The following is a 21,021-nucleotide window of genomic DNA, read 5'->3' as shown; positions in this document are numbered from 1 at the left end:
TTAAAAAAGCTCATTCCGTCTACCACGATAAACGGAATAAGCCTACTTCACTTCCTATGCTGTTTCTATTTTTTCGATGTTGGACTTGGCAAACTTTCAAACGCGTACCCATTAATCCCGGCAAAATCCATCTTTTTACGCAAATCACTGACGAACTGCGTAAAATAAAGCCCACGATCCATGCTGCCCGCATATTTTCTCAGGTCGTAATCGTAGGATAATGAATCGTATATGTGCTGTAAATCATCGACCAGCACCTTTTTCATATCCGCTTTTTTAATAGATGGATCGATACTGCATTCGTTCACGAGCGCCTGTAATGTTTCCTTGAGCGCATCGTTGTCATAGGACGGGTGGGAAAGTAAAAATTTCAAATCGTACAAGTCTTTAAACCTCGGCCTGACAATCGTTTGATGCAGCTTCCAAGCAACCTGGATGGACAGGGGCACAGTGTACGGAACCAAGAAGCTTTCCCCAATGGCAGGTTGGTACTGTAGCGGAACCGGTTCTGCATCCATTTCCAGGTTAAACGAAATATCCAGATCAAGCTCGTTATAGTCATTCGCTTCCCTTGTTTGACCTGTGAAATAATAGGCAATATCCGTATTGATCGTCGGAAAATCATCTGCCATTGCGTAATCGATATATCTCCAAAATGCATTTTTTCGAAAACTTCTAAACACCACGCCGTCGTTCAGATCCATTTCGGTTACTTGGATCATCCATTGTGTAAATACTTCATGGGCATGTTCAACGTCCCTGATCTTCCCCGCATACAATAAGTCGATGTCATTCGCGTCCCGAATCTCTCGGTTGTCCAAATATTGTCTGGTTAGAAGACTGCCTTTTAATACAAAGGGCATATTCACAAGAGCAATTCTTCTCAACAGTGCTTCCAAAACAATGAGCTCTCTCGCCTCGTATTCCAACTCTGCTACATCGTCGTATGTAATCATCATGATCCTCCCTCTACTCATTAGGAAATCCAGCCGCTGTCCAGTTCTTCCCGGCTGTCATAAATGCATAGTTCGTACTGTTCTTTGATTAGCACGATCTGATTTGCTTGCAAAATGGTATGGATCTTTTCTACTCGGTCATAAAACTGTTTCGGGCTTTCATATTCTCGAACGGTGATAAATCTCACTTTTCCATTCGCATTCAAAGAGTTTCTCGAGATATGTCCGCCATGACCCTCACATAAATTTCGTAACGCCGCGACATCATCAACCTGTACTTTGCCATGCCATTCGAAGTAAGGCTTCGAGTTTTTTAGGATGGGCTGGTAAAAGTACGTTTCTTCTTTTGGTGAAATCTCTACTTTTTTTCGAACGATGGTAAAACCGTTGTTTTGAAACGTAGCTGCAATCTTTTCCATCTCTTTATTCGCTTCCTGAAAATCTGCTCGCTTGATTACTCCTGTTATCATCGGTTGATTGATGTAATTTCCCTGATCCAAAACGATCATGACCGGTTTCACTTGTTGCGATTGGCAAAGATCGATAAAAGCTTCCTTTTCATCAAGTTGGAGATCGTTGAAGGTAACATGAAACTCAAATTCCATTGCTTCACTCCCTGACTTTCTTGTATGGCACATTCAATTCATTTCCTTTTCTTCCTATTTGTATCGTCATAACTTTTCTATTTCTTAACCGTTTCGTTTAAATAAAAAAGTAGAGGTACGTTGAAAATCATTTCTCAACATATCTCTACTTTGTATGAGTGCTAGTTGCTAACCATTTAGCTTGGTGGTTGCTGAAAAGTCCAGAGAGTGTACTTTTATGGACCAATGCCCCAAGATTTCATCGAGTCTTAAAGCCTAAGTCCTGAGCTTTGAGCCTAAAGAGCTTTGAGACGTAAGTTTTGAAAGCTGAGCTCTCATCTTTGAGCTTTCATCCTCATATTCGCCAAATAATTATAGGATGGCCTAGTTAACCCACTAGGCAAGGGACTCTCGTTTATCCGCTATTCAAATGATTAGCAAATTACACGACTGTTAATCCACAAGATTGATTTTGGTAATCGTATTGGATTCGCTTAAAATAAAATCGACTTCACACTCAAACTCGTCAATTTCTTTACTAAGCGTATCCATTTTCTCTTTCAATTTCAATGGGTCTACGAGCTTCGCTTCATTCTGCTCTTTAAACGGTTTGGAGATCGCCTCCATTTCTGTATCCTTCACCTTGGAATCTTTGCCAAAGTTTGCTTCTAGCAGCTTTTCTAATCGCAGCTGTACTTCTTCATTTTTCTCTTCAACCTGCGTGACAGCGTGGTTGTAATCCCTTCTCATTTTCTCCAGCAGTGATTTCTCATATTGAATGGAGGTTTTTCGCTCGATTGCTTCGGCTACTGTCATTCTCTTGCCACTGATCGTTACCATTGTCTTCGCGTTGGATTCGACGATAAGCGACTTAATTTTTTGTCTTCTTTTTATTAGATCAATGGTGGATTGGTAGTTTCGCTCTGTTGTTTCCACATATAGTTCTGTTGACGTGTAACCAGATACTGGCTTAGGTCCAATAGCCGAAGTTATGAAAGTCGTTTCATTGATTCCTTTTTGGATTCGTTTATCGAGTAGTTTTAATTCTGACAGACCTCTTGTGATAGACATTTCCATCGTGTCGTTCCTCCTCGTGGAGTTTTGATAGGAGAATTGTAATGTATATTTTGGGTGCATTTGGTAGTTTACTATACAACTTTTTGAAAATACCTGTCAAATTTCTTGGGAGATTGGTTTGAAAATTTCCACTTAAACTATCTTATCTAAATGATAGGCAGTTGGCTTCTCTTCAATTTTTTCTACTAACAAGGTTTTTCTTGTAATAAGATCATCGAATTGTTTCAGCGACAAAGATACTAAGACTCATTGTTGTTTCAAATTCGCCAAGGGTCATGCAAAAAGGCTCATTCTCCCTCATCATTCAAGTTTGAATAAGCCTTTCTCATTTTATTAACAGTATCAAAGCTGTAAATATAGTCGATACAGCATTCGAGCAGCTTCCCCGCGAGTAACAGCCTCGCCGGCCCTAATCTGTTTATCAGCAGGGACATCGATCAAGCGCTGCTTCACAGCCAAAGCCATCGTTGGTCTCGCCCACTCGGAAATCGTGTGTTGGTCTGTGAATTGACTCAAGTAGTCCTCCGTATTCGAAGGGTAGTAATAATTTTTCTTTTCATGTAATGATCTTGCACCAATCGCAGCCATTTCTTCCCGGGATATGGTATGATCCGGCCTAAACGTGCCGTCCGGATAACCTTTGACGATATCCTTTTTCTCGGAGGATGCGATAAATGGAACATGCCACTGCGGCGAATTCACGTCTGAAAAGCTCTCCGTCGCCGTTTCGTCCAAAGCGTAAAAAGCTCTTACAAGCATAGCCGTGAACTCTGCACGGGTAAGCGGTGAATCGGGCTCAAAGTTGCCATCTTCTTTCCCGGTTACGATTCCTTTCGATCCCAGAAACTGTACGGCTTGCTGTAACTCAGGATCCTTATTGTCAAGATCAGGGAACGATTTTGTGTTATCGTCCACGAAATAGGTTCCGGAACGGTTTATTTCGGCTTCCATGCCGTTATTGTACGGATTGAACTTTCCTCCGATAGGCTGCGTTACTTTCCCATTCGTATAAAATACGCTAGTATGTGTCGCGTCCGCCTGATTTGCAGGCAAAACGAGCCCGATGTTGCTTGATACGTTCGAAAGCTCCTGCCCTTGCTCATCTAAAAATTGTACGTGATATCCGCCGTTATTGTTTTCGACCAAGCGAATAACGATAACCGGGAGCGAGCCGAACAGGCGATTTACAGTCGCAAGGTTAAACGTCAGTTTCGCATCCCCCGTATGAACGGTAAGATAGTCGACATCCTTACGATTCGTGAAGCTATCCTTGTAAAGTTTGACTGTAAAACCTTTTTGTTCAGGCAAAGACAAAACTTCCCCGTTCACGACTATCTCTCTAGCAAGGGCAATGTTGTTTTCCGATAGCGTCTGCTCCACGGCAGTCTTAGCCTTTCGCGCATTGTCAGCTACGCGGTCAATCAACTCGGGCGTGATGACGAGTTGGCCGTCAACAAGCTCCGGCTTTTCGCTGCTTGCGGCTGTAATCACAAGCTCTCCTGCTTGGGTCAGTCCCTCTACAATAAACGGACGCTGTCTGTCAGCCACAGGAACCGACTGGACGGCAGTGTAATACGTCTCGGACAGCCTATTACTGTCGACGACGTACAACAAAAAGTAAGCAGTCACGTCCGGAGAACCAGCTCTGCTTGCAGTTGCCCGCACAATGGTCTGCCCGGGTTTGTTCGCTTTTACGACTTGTGTACCATTCACATTCGCTAAGGTTCCTATGCTCGGATCGTCAATGGTGTACGTCATTTTTGTCCCAGGAAGCAAATTATTTACCGCAATGAACTGTTTGTCGCCAGGTTGCAGCATCGTGACATACGGATAGAGACTCATTTCCGGCGTGGTTCGTATCACAGCCTGGGCATTTGTTCCAGAGCGATTGCCCGTTGGTTTGTCTGCTGTCCCAGGGCGTTCGGCTGCTGGATTGTCTGCTTTCTCTGAACGATTACGCGCTACCGTTTCATCCATGAAAACAACTAACTTCGGCAAGGCAATCGAATCTGCCCAAGCCCACAAAGTCTGATCCTTTTTTAATACATAGTAATACCTAACTTGTGGGGAATAGTCATTTTGGTATATAGAAGCGATGTTCGTAAACTCTGGGAAAACTTTATCGTTGCTGTCCACTGACCAAAGCTGATCGTCTTCTCGGAAGGCATACGTTTTATCGATATTCCGATCGCTCATGGAGTCTAATTGCACGATCGTTCTCGCGTCTTTTGCTGCATGTAAATACAAAGGATATTTTTTCGTGTCAGCAGTTGGCCAAGACAAGACAGTGCCATCTTTCATATAGGCATAGCTGGTAGAAATGCCAGGCTCTATCTTGACGATATCAGCAAATCCGTTCATCAGCTCTGGACTTGTGTTTTTCGAGCGGTTATTCGGTAGATACGAATTTGCCTTCCATCTCCAAATCGTACCGTCCTTTTTCAAAGCGAATACGATGCCGGCAGCCATTTTTATGGATACGACATCATCTAGCAGCTTGGTTCGGACTGGAACGGCTGAAGCCCCCTTCGTGGTACCTATTTCACTTCCTAAACTCCATACGGAACCGTCTGATTTTAGTACGAACAAGACCTTGTAGGCACTATTATAATTCGCGACTAGTGACGTTACATTTTTCAAATCTTTGATTTGCTTCGGAGCACTAGTCGTACTTGTTTCAAGAGTAGTGCCGGGGGCGGCGTCCCAATACCACACCGTTCCGTCATTTTTTAGGGCCGCGTAGTTAACAATATAGTTTCCCCGGGCCGACTTCCTTTTGACTGTCATCTCCTTCACATTCTGCAAGCCCGGAATTTGCATCTTCTTGGCTTTATAGAATGGATCTGAAGAACTAAGAGGATGTCCATAGATGTACCAAGACCATACGGTTCCATCTTTTTTTGACAGTAGCACATTATCGTTAAGGATGTGGTAATCCTCCCCGATACGTGTATATTGCTGTTCGTAATCAACTCTTGTGTCATTCCCATTGGCTTGAACCGTATTAAATTGGGCCGTCAGGATTAACACAAGGCTTAACAATGCTGCCATCAATCGTTTCATAGTTGTCCTCCACCAAATATCTCCCCGATAATCTCTTTGCTCTGTCTTCCAATTACCATATTTTTCACCAAACTTCATATTAACAGAACAAGAAATATTTACAATAAACCTACTATTTTTTAGCAGAATGCATTGGCCCTCCATCTATTAGGACAGGAAAAAGCAAAAAAACCAGGGCCTACTCTCCCTGGCTATCACACGTTACAGAAGTCCTTCCATTTTCCCTTTTTGTACCGCGTCATCCCGATTCCGCACTCCGAGCTTGTCATACAGAGCAGATGCATAGTTTCTCACGGTCCCGTCTGACAAATACAGCTTGGAAGCGATTGTTTTATAGCGCATGCCTTGGGAGAGCATCTGCAAAATCTCCTGCTCCCGCTTCGTTAAACCATAAGCATTCTCGTCTTTTTCGCTTTGTTTCGGCGCAACGAGCAAATCTTCCTGTTCGTTTACTGGCTGTCCATCCAGCATTTTATGAAACAGGTCCTGAGCAATCATCGTACCGCCGCGATGGACGAGGCGAATTGTTTCCGCTAGCTCGCGTGATTCAATCGATTTCAAGAGATAGCCATCTGCACCACTACGCATAATTTCCTTGGCTTTTTCAGTATCCTGAAACGTAGACAGGACAAGAATACGGATACCGGGCCATTTTTCCTTTATTCGTTTTGTCGCAGTAATCCCGTCCATATTCGGCATCTCTAAGTCCATCAGCACTAGGTCTGGTTCTAGCTCCTCGCACAGCTCTACAGCCTGCGCCCCATCCTCGGCTAACCCGACTACCCGCAGGTCCCGCTGTCCCTCGAGTATCGAGCGCAAGCTTTCCCGAATAAACGAGTGATCATCTACGATAACCAAACGAATGATTTCGTCGGCGCTCTCGACCATCCTCGGCACCAAACAAGTAACGAGCGTTCCTTCTCCTCGCTCTGAGAATACGGATACTCTTCCTTGCAAATGAGCCGCCCTCTCTTTCATCGTCGTGATCCCGAAGCCATCCTCCCAATTTTCTACCCCGTGACCGTTATCCTGTACTTCCAGCCTCGTCTGTTGCTGCTCAAAATGCAAGGAAACGACGATGTCCGTAGCGTGCCCGTGGCGTACGGCATTCGTCAATGACTCCTGCAAGCAACGAAACAAGGTCATTTTCACCTGCTTACTAACAGGATGCTCTTCTCCAATCGCACGAAATCGCACATTCACTTTTGCATGTGTCTGAAACTCCTCCGCAAGCTGCCTCAGCGAATGACCCAAGGGAAGAGTCTCTTGCGGTGACCCCATCTGGTGCAAGTACCCTCTCACTTCCTTCATGCCTTTTCGTGCAAGCTGCAAGAGGGATTCGAGCTTTTGCAACCCTTCCTGCGACGCTATATCCTGACGCAAGGTTTCCATCCCCATGATGATCGAGACATAGGAATGCCCCATCGTATCATGCAGGTCCTTGGAAAGCCGATCCCGCTCCTCCAGCAGAGTCACTCTCTCGATTTGGGTGAGGTATTGCTCCAGCACACTGTTTTGCTTGCGAATAATTTCATTTTGCCGATGGTTGACGATGAGCAAATGAAAAGCAAACCCTATCGCATAAGCAAGCCCGACTTGCGAAAAAATCACGAAGACATCAAATGCACGAGAAAAAAACATAATCACCAGTGGGATAAAAACAATCGTAATGGGAGCCGACCAGCGAAACGATTTCTCCGCACTATTGGCGGCAATCAAAAAAGCAGGCATCAATAAAGTAAGGTACGCCTCCGGAAACATAGACGTGAGATAAATCGATAATCCGCCAAACAAGAGCATTTCTGCTATCAGATAGTAACGATAGCTCAGCATTAAACAAATCCACGGGACGGAAAACACCATCATTTCCCAAAGTATAACCATCCATAAGGGTAGCGTGATATAATCTCCAAATTTTACAGTCGTAACGGTGAGTGAAAAGCAAACGATCAGACGTAAAAAAACATCACCCAGTCATACCAGGCCCATTGTTTCACGATATCTAACAAACCATCATCTCCTAATTGCTTTGAACATCAAGCGGGTGTACCCACCAACTAATTGTACCAGACCGTTCCCTAGCTTGGAGCATCCGATCATGAGTATGAATCCTAAACTCATGATTTGCAATGCCTTCAGCTCTGAATCCACTACGCTCCCGAAAAAATGTATCTCCATGAAAGGATAGAACAACGGTACGATCGCAAAACATACGGGTGCAATGTAGATGAGTACTCCTATCACCAGGCAGATACAGCCTAGGACAAATTTTTTCATCAGCCAATAAACGGATATCCAGTTTCTTACATTCAATAATTCCGCCTTTGCCTGCATCCATTGATTTCCCTTTGCTCTTTCTCTCATTGCCAACGGTTCTATGGAAATATCGGTATAAATCTTCGTCTGAATACGTTCATGCTGGACAAAGGTTTGAGTTGTACGCAACACATTGGTGAGCAACGGAATTCCCACTACGGTAAATGACAAGGCCAGGCCAAGCACGATACTGACCAAGTAAAAACATAAATAAAATACTCCCGAGACAAATGTATACAGCAAAAAGATAACATTTTGAACGTTCCGCATGATCGCTCTTTTCATTTAAGCTAATTCTCTCCTATCTATATCTTTTCCGACACGATGATGATGGTCTGCCATTACCGTAAACCACTGCGCGTCACATGAGCCAGTATCAAAATGTCATATGACAGGCTAAGTCCTGTCATTTCATCAAAATCATTTTGTCAGTCGGAAAAGTGATGACAAGAAGTAACTACCGAGTATGACACGAGCTTTGCCATACTGTGCTCAAGCACTCACTCTCAGAGTCGGTGCGCCAAAACGAGTTGCCAACACAAAAAGGAGAATCACACATGAAAAAAGTGATACAAAAAATGAGTCTCGTCGTTTTTCTTCTCTCCACAACCTTGATTTCCGCATGCACGCAGTCGCTCGGTGCTGTTGAATCCACTCAAACTGCTTCCATTGCTGCCCAAGGACCGATGGATGCCAAAGAAATAGAAGCGTTTGCCGATCCACTGTTTGCAAAAAAAATGAAAGAATATAATGTGGCTGGTTCCAGCTTTGTTGTCGTCCGTGATGGCAAAGTCATCGTGAACAAAGGCTACGGCTTTGCTGACAAGGAAAAGAACATCCCTGTTGATAAAGACACGGTGTTCCAAATTGGCTCTGTAACGAAAACCTTTACCGCCTTGGCTGCCATGCAACAAGTCGATGCGGGTAAAATTGACCTGCATGCCAATATAGAGGAATATCTCGGTGGGCTAAAAATTCCGAATAAGACAGGAAAACCAGTCACCATGTACGACTTGCTCACCTACACACCCGGCTTCGAATTGCCGGACGAAACTACCTTTACCGGTCCACAATACATCGGGCAGGACATCTCCATGGATGAATTCCTTCCAAAGCACATGCCGACTATCATCCGACCACCTGGCGAAGCCTATACGTATGATAATACCGGTTTCTTACTCGCTGGCTACGCCGTGGAAAAAGCAAGTGGAATCCCCTTTGCCCAGTATATGGATGAAAAAGTGTTCAAGCCTCTCGGAATGGCCTCGACCAGTGTACGTTTGAAGCCTGAGCTCATGAAGAGAATGGCTGCCAATTACGATCTTAATGGCGAGCAACGTCCGCTAGAAGGACACGCTCCAACTGATGGTCCGCAGGGAAGCATTATATCAACCGCAGAAGACATGGCAAAGTACATGATCATGCAGCTGCAAAACGGAAAATTTGACGGCAAGGAAATCGTCAGCCAGAAAAGCTTGGATTTGATGCATACGCACCAGGTTTTCGCGGATGACATCCCGATCACAACCGTAGGCTTTGAAAACTATTTTCCAGAGTATACAAATAGTCAGCATGTTGTTTTGAAGGGCGGAAACATGCCAGGCCATTCTTCCCTGATGGTATTGATCCCGGAACATAAAACCGGCTTTTTCATGTCCTACAACAATGATTCAATGATTAGCGCTGATATTTACAAAGAATTCATGGATCATTATTTCCCAGAAACAGAAAAAAAAGCTGAGCCTGTTTACATGACCTTGAGTGAAGCGGATGCGCAAAAATATTTCGGGCTGTATCGAAATACGCGTGCCTATTGGACACGCACTTCTATTACCTATGAGAATGGATCACTCGTGCTTGAGAGTGAGGCAACAGGAAAACAAAAGCTACGAATGATTCGCCCATTGCTATTTGAAGATGAGGCAGGCGAAAAAGTCTCGTTCAAGGAAGACAAAAACGGTAACATCAAATACTTCTATTATACAACGATGAATGGCTTGAGCCTTGTTGCCCATTCACAAAAAATGGAAATGGAAATGGAAAAGACCTACTCAGACGTCCCTAACACTAGCAGCTATAAGACCCATATCAACAACCTCAGCGCCTTTTCCATTATGGGAGCGAAATCAGGAAATAAATTTGATCCTACAGGGACCATGACACAAGGCGAATTTGCTGACGCCCTGATCAAAGCAGAAGGCCATAACGTATTGGCCGGGATGGAAGACGTGCTTAGACAGCAATTGACCGCGGGCATCCCTAATTTGAACCCATCGGCACCAATCACAAGACAAGTCGCTGCTGCCATGATCCAAAATTTAAAGCAGCTTGAACCTGTAGCAACCAGCAAAGTGACGCTGCAAGACACAGCCGACGCATGGGCAAAAGATGCGATCACTGCTCTCGTTTCACAAGGCATCGTCGATCCTGACACGAAGGTAAACGCAGATGGCTCTTTCACATTCCGCGCAAAAGATTTACTGAAGCGTCAAGAAGCCAGTGCCTTGCTTGACTTAGCATTTGGTTACTATTCATTGCCGATTAAACGATAAGCATCCTTTTCCTCTTTTTGGGATAAAGTAGGGACTTGTTGTATACCCTACTCCTTTGAGGGAGGTGACTGGTCGTGGAAAATAGCGATAAACACAGGGGACAAGCTGAGCAAAAAGTTTCAAGTGACTTGAATGAGAAGGAAATCGAGCTTCAGCATCAATTTCAAATGTTCCCTACCCCTGATGAAAAACGCGCCTCAAAAGTGATTACTGAGCTGAAAGATTAATAACTACTCTCTCCCCACTTTAAGGCTGTCGAGAAACTCGGCAGTCTTTTCATCTGCTCCGGAACCTGCGTATGAGCCAGTGACAAATTGTCATATGACAGAAAGTTACTACCGAGTATGACATAAGCTTTGCCATACTGTGCAAAGCGCTCACTCTTGGAGTCGATGCGCCAAAACGTATTAGCAAAACCCAAAGGAGAATCCCATATGAAAAAAGCTTTTCAAAAAATGAGTCTCGCAGTTTTTCTTCTCTCTACGAGCTTGATTACCGTATGCACGCAGCCGCTCAGCGCAATGGAATCCAATCAGACTACTTCCATTGCTGCCAATAACATAAAAGGACCGCTGGATGCCAAAGAAGTAGAAGCGTTTGCCGATCAACTGTTTGCAGAGAAGATGAAAAAATTTAATGTCAATGGTTCCAACTTTGCTGTCGTCCGTGATGGCAAGGTTCTCGTGAACAAAGGTTACGGCTTCGCTGACAAGGAAAAGAAAATCCCTGTTGATAAAGACACCGTGTTCCAAATTGGCTCTGTATCGAAAACCTTTACCGCCATGGCCGTCTTGCAGCAAGTCGATGCGGGCAAAATAGACCTGCATGGCAATGTAGAGGAATACCTCGGTGGGCTAAAAATTCCTAATAAGACCGGAAAACCACTCACCATGTACGACATGCTTACCTACTCAAGCGGCTTCGATATGCCTGACATCACTACCTTTCTTGGTCCACAATACACCGAGCAAGACATCTCGCTGGCTGAATTCGTTTCAAAGAATAATATGCCGACCGTCATCCGACCACCTGGCGAGGTCTATACGTATGATAATACTGGATTCTTACTCGCTGGCTACGCCGTGGAAAAAGCAAGTGGAGTTCCTTATAACGAGTATATGGATGAAAAAGTGTTCAAGCCTCTCGGAATGACCTCGAGTAGCGTTCGCTCAAAGCCTGAGCTCTTGAAGAGAATGGCTGCCCATTACGGTCCTAATGGCGAGCCACATCCGGCAGATGGATTCCTTCCAACTGATGGTCCGCAGGGAAGCATTCTATCAACGGGAGAAGACATGGCCAAGTACTTGATCATGCACCTGCAAAACGGAAAATTTGACGGCAAGGAAATCGTCAGCCAGAAAAGCATGGACTTGATGCATTCTTATCAAATTTTCGCAGAAAAGGACATCCCGGTCACAACAGTAGGCTTTGAAAACCTTTATAGAGATCTGGCAAATGGTCAGCACGTTGTTTTCAAGGGTGGAAACATTACTGGACATGCTTCCCTGATCGTTTTGATCCCTGAACAAAAAACTGCCTTTTATATGTCCTACAACAATGATTCAGACATGAGATCCGATATTTTCAAAGAGTTCATGGATCATTATTTCCCGGAAAAAGAAAAAGCGGAGCCTGTTTACTTGCCCTTGAGTGAAAAGGATGCGCAAAAATACATCGGGCTGTACCAAAATACGCGTGGCTTTTGGAACCGTACTTCTATTGCCTACGAGAATGGCTCACTTATGGTGGAAGATGCAACCATTGGAAAACAAAAGCTGCGCATGATTCATCCACTACTGTTTGTAGATGAGGAAGGCAGTAAAATCGCATTCAAGGAAGAGAAAAACGGTAACATTACATACTTCTATTATTCCACCCCAAAAAACGTCTCACTTGCCGTTGCCCATTCACAAAAAATGGATAGGAAAGAGACTTACTCAGACGTATCTAATAGCAGTAGCTATAAGACCTATATCAACAATCTCAGCGCTCTTTCCATTATGGGAGCAAAAACAGGAAGTCAATTTGATCCTACAGGTACCATGACACAAGGAGAATTTATTGACGCCCTGGTCAAAGCAAATGGCTGGTACGGATTTCCCGGGGATGAAACCAACAATAGAAAGCAATTGGCCGCGAGCATCCCTGATTTGAACCTTTCGGCACCTATCTCAAGACAAGCCGCTGCTGTCATGATCCAAACTTTGAAGCAGCTTGAACCGGAGGCAACCAGCAAAGTGAAGCTGCAAGACAAAGCCGATGCATGGGCAAAAGATGCGATCACTACTCTTGCTTCACAAGGTATTGTCGATCCTGATACGAAGTTAAGCGCAGATGGCTCTTTTACATTCCGCGCAAAAGATTTGTTGAAGCGTCAGGAAGCAAGTGCCATGATTGATTTAGCGTTTGGCTACCATTCTTTGCCGGTTAAGCGGTAAGTAGCTGTTTCCTCATACAGTAGGTACCCTTCTCCCTTGAATTTTTGGCATGCTTCAAAGGCTTATTCCTCCTCGTCGTTCGAGTTGGAATAAGCCTTTGAAAAATAAGAAAAAGACGGTCACCAGATTGACAACCGCCTTGAAAAATTTAAATTTAATTACATTTTATATTAGTTATCGTCTAGGGAAATAAATAGTTGTGATTCATTTCCCAGTTCATCAGATGAAATAAAAGTATACACGACACCGTCGAGTTTATAATCAATTTTATAAGCCACATTATCTTCTGTTGAGACCCACGTTTTCTTGACCTGTGCATTTTCAAGTTTACTCATTATATCTTTAAAATTCATTCCTGGCATTGCGCCTTTTACATTAACATTTCTAATGTTTGTAGCCTTGTTTACATTCAGGTAGGTTGGATTTATATCATCTGTATCATTTGGAAAAATGAATGAAACCCCTAAGCTTTTCACAAATACAAACGGAAATACCATATGGGATTCCATAACTGAAATAGTCCCTGTCTCATTGTCTTTCTCGGTTATTGCTGAGATGTCTGATTTTACTGAGTTTAAATATTGTTTTAGTTCTTTGCTAGATAAGTCTGTTGTTTTCGTATTCGAAGCTTGATTTACAGTATTAATTAATCCATCTGTTTTGTTCACTGGCGTAACCTGTTGACTCATTTCTGTTGTATTAGAATTAGGCTTTTGGGAATTACAAGCAGAAAAGATTGTCGCAGATAGTAGGATTAAAGAAACTAACAATTTTTTCATTGCTTACTCTCCCTCAATCAAAAGATCTGAAAATGTCTTGCCAATCACCGAACGTACTTTGATAATTTCCATTCGTTACCCAGGTATTCATTGTTGATTTTTATGTATCTCATTCCATCATACAAGGCACTTGTTACCGCTTTAACTATGCCTTCCTTTGCTCTTATCAGTCCTTCAAATATCTCGTCAGAATGTGCCATCATATCATGCAAATCATTTAACATAATCAGATACAATCAACTTTGCTAATGTTCTTATGTTAAACCTTCTCTAGACAGGCAGAAGAACATGTAAAAGAAGACTGTCCCAAACTCAAATTAATGACTGAGGGATAGTCTTCTTTGATTTATTCCTTTTCTTCTACCTTTTCAATAACCCAATCGCCTTCGCCATCTTTTTCACGACTTGACGATGCCTTGTTGTTTTTGGTGCTATTTTCTTTACCAAAGTAAACAACTACTTTTTCACCCTTACCACGCTTTAGCAATAAGAGTGCCTTTTTTTCCTTCTCATGCACTAATATCAAAGGAACACTATCTCCACCCTTTTTGGGGAATTCTACTGATTGGACAAATAATGAGGTAACATCCTTAGAGGTTAAAGAACCCGGAGGTTGCTCTTTTAGCGATTCATATTGAGAACTGTCACAAACAATCCACTCATCTTTATTTAAATTGTGTGCTTCCATGATGTCATCCCAAGTGTTCTCTAACTGCTCTTGATATTCTGCTGAACGTAAATGTTGAATGTCACCCTTTTTAGAACTTGATTCTTCAGCGCTCTCTGGCGCAATTGCTTCCGCACCCTTTTTAAGTTTATCCTCACTGAACTCCTTGACGTAATCTCCATTTTTATCATCTATTCGATGTACAGCATTTACCTCCCAATTACTACTCTTTTTCTTATTTGGATGGTCTTCTGTGATTGTTACCCTAAAACCATTTCTTGTATTGGATGCCTTGTCTAAATATTCACCATCACGGAAAACTTCGTAATAAACCTTTACAGATTTAACATCTCCTTCGCCTCGTGTATATCCAAACACATCTGTAACTGAATCCAGAGGATCTCCATCGAAAACATCTATTCCATAAGAATCGAACCAAACATCTTCTGAATATGCACTTGCAAAATTAGAAAGTCCAATAACCCCAAGAAGGGTCGTCGTTGCTAAAGATGCAGTTACAATTTTTTTGACTTTCATCTTTGCCATTCCTTTCCACTGTGTATCATTATATTTGTTATGACGCATTAGTTGTTTTTACGTTTCATTGGGATATGCTCATTTCACAACAATTTTCCCTTCCGAAACCTCCTATTTTTTTCCATACAAATAAAACGTAGCACATTTTCCTATTGTTGTCTACATTTGTCAAATGTATTTTTACTTGGACGTATCGGTTAATTCTGTCGATTAAGCATCATGCTCAGTTACTGCACTTTTGTGATTAGTGACTTTCTTGATATTTTATAGCTCAATTAACTGAGCCTTCACGTTGTCTTACCTGTTATATGTAAACTGATCGTCATCAGATTTTTAACTCTTACACTGTTAGTAGGCGGAGCTTCCCCTCTGTTAGTTGCGAAAATTCTTTTTGGCTGGCTTTACACCCTATACATCGTTTTATATACGTGCATTTTTGCGATCATTTAAAAAAACGCAAGAAAGCGAAGATAACAAAAAACAGGTCAATCATGGTGGTATCTGACCATAATCGACCTGTTCGATGCAATGCTATTACATTAAATTGGGTATAAAATTCAATCTCCATGTGCGTACAACTGAAATGAAGAAATCTCTATGCGGGTATTACATGGGTTAAGTCTGCCTGAGCTTAGCCACCCGATGCATTCCGCACTGGGTGGGTTCTATCCATCAACCGCTGAGACGGTGACAGAAACAAAGAAGACCACAACACGGCGGTTAGCTCGCATTGTGGCGTTTGGGTCTGTCAAGATTTTTGTGTAAACTCAATCAACCGATATATGAAAAGGTTTCATCCCCCTAATTGGGACCTCTTTTTCGAAGCCAATAGAGTCAAGGGCGTAAGGCGAAGCGAACCCTTGACGCATTGGTGGAGAGAAAGATAATCCCTTCGGGGATGAAGCCTTTCATTTGTTACCGAATGTACGGCTGTACTCGATCTTCAAAGAAAACGGATAGCTGCAAGAGAATCTGTCCCCAGTTCTGGACGCGTCCCGTCCACTTTCGCAGAACATCCATGGTCACGAGATATAGCATCTTCAGAAGGGCATCGTCTGTGGGAAACATGGCTTTTCCCTTTGTCACTTTTCGGAGCTGTCGATGATAACTCTCGATGACGTTGGTTGTATAGATCAGCTTTCGAATCTCTGGGGGATATTTAAAGAAAGTCGCAATCTCATCCCAGTTATTTCGCCAGGAACGAACCATCAAGGGATATTTACTGCCCCAGGCTTGTTCAAATTGCTCGAGTTCTTCCAATGCAGCTTGCTCCGTTGGAGCCTTATAGATGGGTTTCAGTTCGGACGTAATCTTTTTTAGATCCTTATAGGAAACATACTTGATGGAGTTTCGGATTTGATGGATGACACATTTCTGAATCTCCGTCTTCGGATAACATGCTGAAATGGCTTCTGTAAAGCCTCGAAGGTTATCGACGCTCGTAATGAGAATATCCTGCACTCCACGATTTCTCAGTTCATTGAGTACATGCAGCCAGAATTTTGCTGATTCATTCTCCCCAATCCAGATCCCGAGCACATCTTTATGACCGTCAAGGTCAATACCAATGACCATATAGGCGGCTTTATTGACGATAGCTCCGTCCTGTTTTACCTTAAAGTGAATGGCGTCAAGGAAAACAACAGCATAAACCGCTTGTAAGGGGCGATTTTGCCACTCTTTGATCATCGGTACAATCTTATTCGTTACATTGGATATGAGCGTTGGTGAGACTTCGATGCCATAGAGCTGTTGCAGATGGTCTTGGATATCGCGTGTGGATACGCCTTTGGCATAGAGGGCGAGAATTTGATCTTCGATCCCTGTCACATTGGATTGATGTTTCTTTACAATGTTCGGCTCAAAATCACCCTCTCGATCCCGGGGTACTTGGATGTCAACATCCCCATACTCAGAGCGGACGGTTTTCTTGCTATACCCATTGCGGCTGTTGGTTGTCCGCTTGTTTTTCATGTCATGCTTGGCGTATCCAAGAGAGGACTCAATTTCAGCTTCCAGCATTTCTTGGATCGTGTCTGCGAATAGATCCTTTAACGCTGACTGTACGTCGTCCACTGACTTCATGTTTTTCTCTTTGATCCACTGCTTGATCTGCTCTTTTGACATCATAAAAATCTCCCAACCTTTCTACTCCTAATTGTAGTTTAGAGGTTGAGAGTTTACACAAAATATTTTACAGACTCTCTAATACTTCCTTAATTCGGATAGACAGGTCTAGCTTCTCAAATTCTGATAATTGTTTCCCAACATTATTCAAATCAAACTGTTCCAGCTCACTTCTGATTTTTACAATTTGTTCATTCGACTTAATTCCATGCCTAATTAGTAATTCTGCAAGCGTAGTTTTAACAACAATATTTTCACTAAGTGTATTATCACAATCACGTTCGAAACGCTCGATTATTTTTTCAACAAGCTCGCTTTCATCTTCACATATAATATTTCCAAAATAACTCTTAACTTCTTTTTCCATCTCAAAGCTATACCATCTTGCATAAGGATCGTAGTCAATTTGTATATTATCAATTTCATCTAGCACCATATCTCTTCGTTCTAGAATGTCTTGGTATTCATCTAGAGAAGTTTCCAGTTGAAGTTTTTCTAAGTCTATTGAATTTAAAACCTCAATTAATTGGTCTTTTACTTTATAATATGTCCGCGTATGTGATAAGATAATATTTCCTATCGCAATGTGAACTACAGCATTTTCCATTTCACCTAATTTTAATACACCTTCAAAATCATTGGAGGTTCTTGCAAGTGCTTCATCATTACTCATTTTCATATTTTTGAACTCAAAATATTTTCCATAAAATGCACCAAGTAAAGCCTCGTAATTTCGTTTCATCCTCAAACCACCTCTTATAGTTATTCTGGTACGATAATATTTCCATCGTTATGAATTACTTCAATATCAATTCCCGGATAATCTCTGTGGAACTGCTCAATAACCCTACTACAACTTGCACATGTATCAATTTCAGTGAATAATTTTATTTTCCCACGAGCCTTTGAAGGATCTGATAATTTATCTAGTCTGGCTGCCAAATCATTTAGAATTTTATACTCTGTATCCATGTCTCTTTTAAAAACTTTACCACTTCTATCTGGTGCTTGAGTAGCCTCATACTTAGGTTTATTTGGTTTTAATGAATACTCAGCATAATCTTTTGCCTTGTTATCTCCATTTAAACCACTATGTGCATAAAACTCTTTTTTATCTATACCTTCTATATTTACTTCTGAGTAAGCAAAATTAGAATCTTTTTTCAGTCTATTAGAAAGCTTGCTCCTTAACTCTCTAACTCTATCAATAATGTGTCCTTCTGTCTCTAAATCAATTAATCTTGTTGGAAACACCTTACCATAGCTTACATTTGGATCAGTCTTACCCGTCCCCTCAGTATCCCTTTGCTCTTGTTCTCTTCTCTCTTTTTCTTCTCTTTCTCTTCTCTCTTTTTCTTCTCTTTCTCTTCTCTCTTTTTCTTCTCTTTCTCTTCTCTCTCTTTCTTCTCTTTCTCTTCTCTCTCTTTCTTCTCTTTCTCTTCTCTCTCTTTCTTCTCTTTCCCTTCTCTCCCTTTCTTCGCTGTCCCTTCTGTCTCTTTCTTCTCTCTCCCGGTCTTCCTCCCCATCCCTACGACGATGATTCCCACCACCACCGCCTCCATTACCAGGCAAATCATCATGCCTAGCCCAATAAACCATAAGTTGACCCGTAGTAGCATTTCGGAGAACAACAATTCTTCCACCAAACACGTTCCCCATCTGCTTAAGAAGCTTATCAACCTCTTTTTGTAATTCCTCGATCGATTTTGGAAAACTCTTAGCCTGCGTCTTTAGCTTTCCACCCTTTAGGGATGCGCTACTGTTCCGGTTGTTATCAACGCCATCGAGAAGTAATCCCTTTCCATTTCCACCGTCTCGTTTTCCACGTTGGGCATCCCCATCTGGTAAGTCAATTGCCTTTTTTACTCCTTGCTTATAGGCAGACGCAGCCCCACGGCTTAGTAGCAGCTCGGCGATAGCCAAATCTCTCTTGCCTTGATTGCTACCTTTTTCGTAGCTTTCTTCAATCGACCTGGTCCACATGCCGCCTTTTACAGTGTCATCCAACATGTATTCCGCATCTTTTACAAAAGGCTCTACGTAGTCGCTGTATAAATCTTTTGCGCCCGCCTTGCCTACTTCGTACAAATCTGTTCCCATTTCTCTCAGCGATTTATCCCCTGAAAGTACCTGCCCCGCATAATTAATGGTATCGGTAGCGCTTTGCACGACTCCTTTTGCGATTTGATTTCGCTCTGTTAGTGATCCTACCTCTTTACCACTTACCCCTTCATAAAATTCTTCTGCGTGGCCGAGCATTAATGCGGTAAACACAATATCTGCTGAATCGACCACACCACTCCAAAGCGCAGATAAATTATCCTCCCAGTATTGTTTATTCGCTGCAGTTTCTGCATCGAAATTGGCCCGTATTCGGTCGTTCTTCACCGCTTCAATACCTTTAGCCTGTACTTGTTTTTCAAATTCACTAAATAGCTGGTTGTACTTCGTTCGTTTGCTCGCCTCCAGCTTAATCTCCTCACTGCTGGATTTGTTTTCCTTCAACAATTCTATCGTATCCGACGCCGTTTTCACGTTCAAGCTCTCCGTCCCGGACAAAGACACGGCTGCCCCTTTCAAGGTCAGGGCACCACTCGCACTGATATTCACATTCGAGGTGCTTTTCAGACTGACGCCTACATCCTTATTCATCGAGATGTAAAGCATCCCTTCCTTGGCGGTCATCGTCAGCTCTTTATCCCCGAGCGTGAACTCTTTCCCCTGCGGATTCCCAAATGTCTTCACACCGGGGTCTTGCATTTGCCGCTCCTGTTTCTCGGCAGCGGCTCCTTTGGGCGCATGGCGCACGGAGTTCATGACCATGCCGTCGTCTTCATCGGCGCTTGGGAAGTACAGCTTTACCTTTGAGCCGAGCTCGGGCATGAGGTACAAAATTTGGTTTCCTTCCGCTGCGTACGGGAACCACTGGGCCTTGCTTGGTTCTTGCTTTTTGTCCATGTTCAGATGGAGCTTGACCTGATTCCGTCCGATTTGAATCACTTTTCCGTCGATTGCCGCACCGATGATAGCCTTGTTGTACAGCTTCGTTTGCTTGACGGCTTCTGGCACAGCGCAGACGTAGCTCCACCTCAGGAGCCCCTGCTCCAGCTTCCCAGTCACTTTTGTAATGACAAACGTTTGCCCTTCCCGCTGCACCTCATCTCCGATTTGCAGCAGGTCGTCGTAATCGAAGGCGTACGTCGTGTACTGGTACTCGCTGACGGACGAGGAGCCGTTTGCGGCTTTTTTCATGTACGGCGCGATGGCCCGGTTGACCTCGTATGGCGATTCTTCTTCCAGCTTGATTTGCTTGCGTCCCTCGGGCATGCCGATCCACAAGCGTACCTTATGCGCACTCAAATCTGGGACGAGGACGGCTCCGACATGGGAAGCGATTCGTTTTAAAAAAGTCCAGTCTGTCTCCTCGTACTGCATGATGTATTTGCCCTGCTGGCGGTCGTCGAAGGCTTGATCGATGACATCTCCACCATGATAGACGGACATGATTTCATCTACGACATCCCGGTACAACCGATTCACCTGTTGAAACGAACGTGTTTTCACGCTCAGATCCAACGCATTTGTATGCGACACGGCCTTTATTGTGACGTAGTGAATGTCTCGTACGACCTTGATCTCCACATGATCCAGCCGCCCCATGAAAATCGGCTGTTTTTCCCCGCCTTCCACCTTGTACAGCTCGATGGGATCGTGGGTGCCGGCACGATTGATGATCTCGTCCTCTTTGTCTTCCGGGACAATTCCTGTGATCGTGAGCTTGGCATGCGCGCCTGTTTGATGGACGAACTCTAGCTGATCTAGCCGGATCGGTCCATATGGCCAGACGACTTTTATATCCTGATAGGTCATGACGCCGTTCGTACGCTGCATGTTCTCTCCCCTCCTTCTCTAGCAAGCGCGGGAA

Annotated in this window: 13 protein-coding genes and 1 pseudogene; 3 read left to right on the top strand and 11 right to left on the bottom strand. The window is 43.3% G+C overall.

Annotated elements, in window-relative coordinates; all coding sequences use genetic code 11:
* Nucleotides 1-65: 65 nt before the first annotated feature.
* From ACUUHJ_RS07135 to ACUUHJ_RS07110, 6 genes and pseudogenes are all read right to left on the bottom strand, one after another.
* Nucleotides 66-959, bottom strand: a complete 894-nt coding sequence (locus tag ACUUHJ_RS07135) for a nucleotidyl transferase AbiEii/AbiGii toxin family protein (protein ID WP_472298540.1) — start codon at nucleotides 957-959, stop codon at nucleotides 66-68.
* Nucleotides 960-976: 17 nt separating this feature from the next.
* The gene (locus tag ACUUHJ_RS07130; protein ID WP_472298539.1) at nucleotides 977-1,561 is read right to left on the bottom strand and encodes a hypothetical protein; all 585 of its coding nucleotides are present in this window, start codon (nucleotides 1,559-1,561) and stop codon (nucleotides 977-979) included.
* Between the two features lie 432 nt (nucleotides 1,562-1,993).
* Nucleotides 1,994-2,617: a hypothetical protein gene (locus tag ACUUHJ_RS07125; RefSeq protein WP_472298538.1), complete on the bottom strand. Its 624-nt coding sequence runs from the start codon at nucleotides 2,615-2,617 to the stop codon at nucleotides 1,994-1,996.
* 342 nt (nucleotides 2,618-2,959) lie between these two features.
* Nucleotides 2,960-5,680: an S-layer homology domain-containing protein gene (locus ACUUHJ_RS07120; protein WP_472298537.1), complete on the bottom strand. Its 2,721-nt coding sequence runs from the start codon at nucleotides 5,678-5,680 to the stop codon at nucleotides 2,960-2,962.
* A 201-nt stretch (nucleotides 5,681-5,881) separates the two neighbouring features.
* Nucleotides 5,882-7,689 (bottom strand): annotated as a pseudogene (locus tag ACUUHJ_RS07115) (response regulator).
* A 4-nt stretch (nucleotides 7,690-7,693) separates the two neighbouring features.
* Nucleotides 7,694-8,281, bottom strand: a complete 588-nt coding sequence (locus ACUUHJ_RS07110; protein WP_289676644.1) for a sensor domain-containing protein — start codon at nucleotides 8,279-8,281, stop codon at nucleotides 7,694-7,696.
* Nucleotides 8,282-8,553: 272 nt separating this feature from the next.
* On the opposite strand from ACUUHJ_RS07110, the gene ACUUHJ_RS07105 reads away from it, so the two are divergent.
* The 3 genes from ACUUHJ_RS07105 to ACUUHJ_RS07095 all read left to right on the top strand — a co-directional run bounded on the left by ACUUHJ_RS07105 (nucleotide 8,554) and on the right by ACUUHJ_RS07095 (nucleotide 12,986).
* Nucleotides 8,554-10,548, top strand: a complete 1,995-nt coding sequence (locus ACUUHJ_RS07105; protein ID WP_472298536.1) for a serine hydrolase — start codon at nucleotides 8,554-8,556, stop codon at nucleotides 10,546-10,548.
* A gap of 74 nt (nucleotides 10,549-10,622) precedes the next feature.
* Nucleotides 10,623-10,775 carry a hypothetical protein gene (locus ACUUHJ_RS07100; RefSeq protein ID WP_172141946.1) on the top strand — a complete coding sequence of 51 codons (153 nt, stop codon included), beginning with the start codon at nucleotides 10,623-10,625 and terminating at the stop codon, nucleotides 10,773-10,775.
* A 207-nt stretch (nucleotides 10,776-10,982) separates the two neighbouring features.
* A complete protein-coding gene (locus tag ACUUHJ_RS07095) occupies nucleotides 10,983-12,986 on the top strand; it encodes a serine hydrolase (protein WP_472298535.1) in 2,004 nt (667 codons plus the stop codon).
* Nucleotides 12,987-13,156: 170 nt separating this feature from the next.
* Here ACUUHJ_RS07095 and ACUUHJ_RS07090 read toward each other — a convergent pair whose 3' ends face one another.
* The 5 genes from ACUUHJ_RS07090 to ACUUHJ_RS07070 form a co-directional block, all read right to left on the bottom strand.
* Nucleotides 13,157-13,765, bottom strand: a complete 609-nt coding sequence (locus tag ACUUHJ_RS07090) for a hypothetical protein (protein ID WP_472298534.1) — start codon at nucleotides 13,763-13,765, stop codon at nucleotides 13,157-13,159.
* A gap of 346 nt (nucleotides 13,766-14,111) precedes the next feature.
* Nucleotides 14,112-14,969 carry a hypothetical protein gene (locus ACUUHJ_RS07085; protein WP_472298533.1) on the bottom strand — a complete coding sequence of 286 codons (858 nt, stop codon included), beginning with the start codon at nucleotides 14,967-14,969 and terminating at the stop codon, nucleotides 14,112-14,114.
* A gap of 915 nt (nucleotides 14,970-15,884) precedes the next feature.
* The gene (locus tag ACUUHJ_RS07080; RefSeq protein WP_289673754.1) at nucleotides 15,885-17,099 is read right to left on the bottom strand and encodes an IS256 family transposase; all 1,215 of its coding nucleotides are present in this window, start codon (nucleotides 17,097-17,099) and stop codon (nucleotides 15,885-15,887) included.
* Nucleotides 17,100-17,163: 64 nt separating this feature from the next.
* Nucleotides 17,164-17,838 (bottom strand): Imm3 family immunity protein, encoded by a 675-nt coding sequence (locus ACUUHJ_RS07075; protein ID WP_472298532.1) that lies wholly within the window; start codon nucleotides 17,836-17,838, stop codon nucleotides 17,164-17,166.
* Nucleotides 17,839-17,858: 20 nt separating this feature from the next.
* Nucleotides 17,859-20,987: a deaminase domain-containing protein gene (locus ACUUHJ_RS07070; RefSeq protein ID WP_472298531.1), complete on the bottom strand. Its 3,129-nt coding sequence runs from the start codon at nucleotides 20,985-20,987 to the stop codon at nucleotides 17,859-17,861.
* Between the last annotated feature and the right edge of the window lie 34 nt (nucleotides 20,988-21,021).

The sequence above is a fragment of the Brevibacillus schisleri genome (genome assembly GCF_055685845.1).
Note: the sequence above shows the minus strand (reverse complement) of the source record. Positions and strands in the feature narration are given on the sequence as shown.

Bases quoted from the DNA above. Each gene is read 5' to 3' on its own strand.
- ACUUHJ_RS07135 (WP_472298540.1), bottom strand. From the start codon at position 959: ATGATGATTACATACGACGATGTAGCAGAGTTGGAATACGAGGCGAGA.
- ACUUHJ_RS07130 (WP_472298539.1), bottom strand. From the start codon at position 1,561: ATGGAATTTGAGTTTCATGTTACCTTCAACGATCTCCAACTTGATGAA.
- ACUUHJ_RS07125 (WP_472298538.1), bottom strand. From the start codon at position 2,617: ATGGAAATGTCTATCACAAGAGGTCTGTCAGAATTAAAACTACTCGAT.
- ACUUHJ_RS07120 (WP_472298537.1), bottom strand. From the start codon at position 5,680: ATGAAACGATTGATGGCAGCATTGTTAAGCCTTGTGTTAATCCTGACG.
- ACUUHJ_RS07110 (WP_289676644.1), bottom strand. From the start codon at position 8,281: ATGAAAAGAGCGATCATGCGGAACGTTCAAAATGTTATCTTTTTGCTG.
- ACUUHJ_RS07105 (WP_472298536.1), top strand. From the start codon at position 8,554: ATGAAAAAAGTGATACAAAAAATGAGTCTCGTCGTTTTTCTTCTCTCC.
- ACUUHJ_RS07095 (WP_472298535.1), top strand. From the start codon at position 10,983: ATGAAAAAAGCTTTTCAAAAAATGAGTCTCGCAGTTTTTCTTCTCTCT.
- ACUUHJ_RS07090 (WP_472298534.1), bottom strand. From the start codon at position 13,765: ATGAAAAAATTGTTAGTTTCTTTAATCCTACTATCTGCGACAATCTTT.
- ACUUHJ_RS07085 (WP_472298533.1), bottom strand. From the start codon at position 14,969: ATGAAAGTCAAAAAAATTGTAACTGCATCTTTAGCAACGACGACCCTT.
- ACUUHJ_RS07080 (WP_289673754.1), bottom strand. From the start codon at position 17,099: ATGATGTCAAAAGAGCAGATCAAGCAGTGGATCAAAGAGAAAAACATG.
- ACUUHJ_RS07075 (WP_472298532.1), bottom strand. From the start codon at position 17,838: ATGAAACGAAATTACGAGGCTTTACTTGGTGCATTTTATGGAAAATAT.
- ACUUHJ_RS07070 (WP_472298531.1), bottom strand. From the start codon at position 20,987: ATGCAGCGTACGAACGGCGTCATGACCTATCAGGATATAAAAGTCGTC.